Raw genomic sequence first — 2,933 nt, forward strand, 5'->3', positions numbered from 1 at the left:
GTCGAAGTTCCGCGGCCGGGTCGCGGGAGGGCGGCATACCGCGTCGTGGCTGTATCTTCCGATATAAACGTTCGTCCAGCGAGGTCACTCTGAAACCCGGCCGATGGCCAACAAATGTATATGTATTCTTAAACTAGCTGCGGACAGCAAAATGTACGACTTGACCGGGTTCCAACGCGACCTGCTGTACGTCACCGCCGGCTTGGATGAACCACACGGACTCGCAATCAAAGACCAACTCGAGGACTACTACGAAACCGAGATCCACCACGGCCGGCTGTATCCCAATCTCGATACACTCGTCGAGAAGGGACTGCTCGACAAAGGCGAAAAGGACCGCCGAACGAACGTCTACGCGATCACAGCCAGAGGTCGCCGAGAAATCGAAGCCCGTGACGACTGGGAACAACAGTATACAAGCGAACTCACCACCTAACTGTACGAGACGAGTGACTGTTTTCGTCGACTGTCCGTACGAGTGAGACTAGCGTCTCCTATAGTAGAATCTGGAACTCTTTGCACCCTCTGACGACGTAACCTGCTGCTACCCATCGATTTTTACCCTTGCGTCAAGGGAGATGAGCAAATACTTCTGGAGATTACTATATTACGTTGGATCGACCCCGTTGAAATCCTCAGACTGTGACAAGAAGTGCGTGCAACATACAGAGAGTGAAGCCAGCATTCGAGAGTAGTAGATAGGTTACATCTCGGGAATTGAGACCGACAGAAGCAAGGAAGAAGCTCGACTCTCACATCGTTCACATTCTTGGGTACAGAAGACTACTCGCGCTCTTCGATGACGATCTTCCGGGCCTCAGCTACGATACCTTGAGTCTCCGCAAATGCCTCTGCGTCTAAAGCGACAGCTGCACCGACCCCATCTCGGAGGACGAAGTTCATCTCGATGACGTTCTCGAAGCACTGGACCAAGCACGTCAATTCGCCGTGGTCCTCTGCAAACGTGTCCTTGTAGACCGGTGCAGTCAACGAGTCCAGCCGTGACTCGTCAACCGCTTTTTTTAATGTCGTCCTCTGTGTATCGGACAGCCACGTCATCTCGCAAGTAAACGACGTCGTGACTGTCTTGGTTGTACTTCACGATGCTCCGAAGATTGCCGTTTGTCCTTTCCTCGAAATATTCTTCGAGCCGAGACGCCATCTTGGTAGCCATTGTCAGTATGTTGTCTGTGAAGAATCATATAACCACGGTCAAATCCACCTCAATTCGCTAATTTAGCGGAATCAATGGCTGGGTTGCTAGTTGTCTGGGCCACTGTAAGGTGTGGCAGTTGCGTGACCGCCTTGCGCCCTCTATTCAGCACGCCTTCGACAAACCATCAGGGGCTTAGGATTTCAACAGAGCCCACTAGACTTAGATCGTCGACTTTACCCGACACGATGAAACCCGTGGTGAACTGTGAGTCCAGTATAGAGTCGGTGTTGTTCATCAACCGAATGCGTACATACCACCCAAGCGGCTCCCGATATAGAGACGCCGGTTAACGACAGCTGGCGATCCTGTGATCTCAGTACCGGTGTCGAATGACCACATCAGCTTACCTGTCCGTGCATGGAGTTCGTATACGTACCTGTCGTAGCCGCCGAAATACACACGGTTTTGGACAACAGCAGGCGACGAGACAATTCCTTGAATCGGGTGGTCACCAACGCTGAAGGCCCATTGTTCTTCACCAGTCGCTCGGTCAAATGCGAGTAGTTGGTTGTTGGTAGAGCCAAGATAGATGAGTCGATCAGAGATCGCTGGTGAGTTGGTAATTGTCCCGACATAGACACGCCAACGTTCTGTTCCATCTGCTGCGTCGTAGGTCGCGAGATACGGCCAGCCACCAACATACACAATCCCATCGACGAGGACAATGTGTCGTGGAGAGTACGGAACAGGGTGAGACCACTCGACCACGCCAGTTGCTGCGTCGAGCCGAGAGGTCCGTGAAGTAAACGACCACGGGCACGGTGGCCCGTGGCTTTTGTTGTTCCCTCAGCCTATGCCGATAGCACTCCACGCGAAGCGATTTCGCGGGATGAGGATGGGCGGTTTACAGAGCGCCCCGACCCAGACAGGCTCACCTTCCGAACAAATGGTTGGGTTTTGCGAGTCCGGTAATTAACCGATTCAACATCAAAGCCAGCGTGTTTCGCCCACGCTCGCCACGCCACATTCACACTTGCGTTCCGGTCTGCATGGTCTTGCTGAACCGCACACGAATCATTCGTACAGCGGAACCGTCGTCCTTGACGGTATCCCCGATGACCACAGCACGAACACGACTTCGAGTTGTACGGCGACTCAACTGTCTCACACGGAATCTGATTCCACGTTGCCTTGTATCGAACCTGTTGCTCGAACTTGTGGAACGGGAGTTTGTGCAGACGCCGATTCATGTACGTGCCGTACTTGATGGCGTCTCGAATCCCACTCAAGCCCTCAAACACGATGACAGGGTTCGAGAACTGTTGGGCGAATTCCACCACGACTCGGGACATCCGGTGAAGAACCCACTCTGTATAGTGTTCTTCTTTCTCCCCGAGTTGGTAGTGGATGGAGTGTTGGCCGTGTTCTTGACAGCGTTTTGTGATGGTGTGGTAGCGTTGGCGTTCGGCTTTCACCGAACCGTAGTCAAGCACGAGTGTTCCGAGCGTTTCCATCGTCTCACGGTTAAGAGCGGTGAGAGCGATGTTGCGCTCGTTAATATCGACGCCGACGAGTGTGTCCGCGTCTTCGGGTTCTGGCACCTCAACTTCTGTTTTGACCGTGACGTGTAGGTAGTACACGCCATCTCGGTACAGAAGCTCGGCCTGCCCCAACGACCACTCATCTTCAGTCAAGGCTGACTCGATGAGGTTGAAGTCTTCTGGTCGTCCTCGAAGGTGTCCTTTCACCTTCTTGTACGGCTTCGGACTCACACGGA

General features: G+C 53.3%; 4 protein-coding genes and 1 pseudogene. 1 reads left to right on the forward strand and 4 read right to left on the reverse strand.

Going from position 1 to position 2,933, the window contains the following annotated elements; translation table 11 throughout:
• The first annotated feature begins 151 nt into the window (after positions 1-151).
• Complete coding sequence (locus QT222_RS03370) at positions 152-436, forward strand: PadR family transcriptional regulator (protein ID WP_004062180.1); 285 nt, start codon at positions 152-154, stop codon at positions 434-436.
• Between the two features lie 347 nt (positions 437-783).
• Here the strand turns inward: QT222_RS03370 and QT222_RS03375 are convergent, their stop codons facing one another.
• The 4 genes and pseudogenes from QT222_RS03375 to QT222_RS03390 form a co-directional block, all read right to left on the reverse strand.
• On the reverse strand, positions 784-1,059 hold the full coding sequence (locus QT222_RS03375; protein WP_491476306.1) for a DUF7522 family protein: 276 nt from the start codon (positions 1,057-1,059) through the stop codon (positions 784-786).
• A complete protein-coding gene (locus QT222_RS03380; RefSeq protein WP_491476307.1) occupies positions 1,010-1,174 on the reverse strand; it encodes a DUF7522 family protein in 165 nt (54 codons plus the stop codon). The genes QT222_RS03375 and QT222_RS03380 overlap by 50 nt, the downstream gene beginning before the upstream one ends.
• Positions 1,175-1,450: 276 nt before the next feature.
• Positions 1,451-1,936: pseudogene (locus QT222_RS03385) on the reverse strand (PQQ-binding-like beta-propeller repeat protein); the annotation flags it as partial.
• A 71-nt stretch (positions 1,937-2,007) separates the two neighbouring features.
• On the reverse strand, positions 2,008-2,933 hold a 926-nt coding region (locus QT222_RS03390), incomplete at its 5' end, for an RNA-guided endonuclease TnpB family protein (RefSeq protein ID WP_491476308.1).

The organism is Haloferax sp. s1 (assembly GCF_058382125.1).

Excerpts from the sequence above, each read along its gene's own strand:
- QT222_RS03370 (WP_004062180.1), top strand. The coding sequence starts at position 152 with ATGTACGACTTGACCGGGTTCCAACGCGACCTGCTGTACGTCACCGCC.
- QT222_RS03375 (WP_491476306.1), bottom strand. The coding sequence starts at position 1,059 with ATGACGTGGCTGTCCGATACACAGAGGACGACATTAAAAAAAGCGGTT.
- QT222_RS03380 (WP_491476307.1), bottom strand. The coding sequence starts at position 1,174 with ATGGCTACCAAGATGGCGTCTCGGCTCGAAGAATATTTCGAGGAAAGG.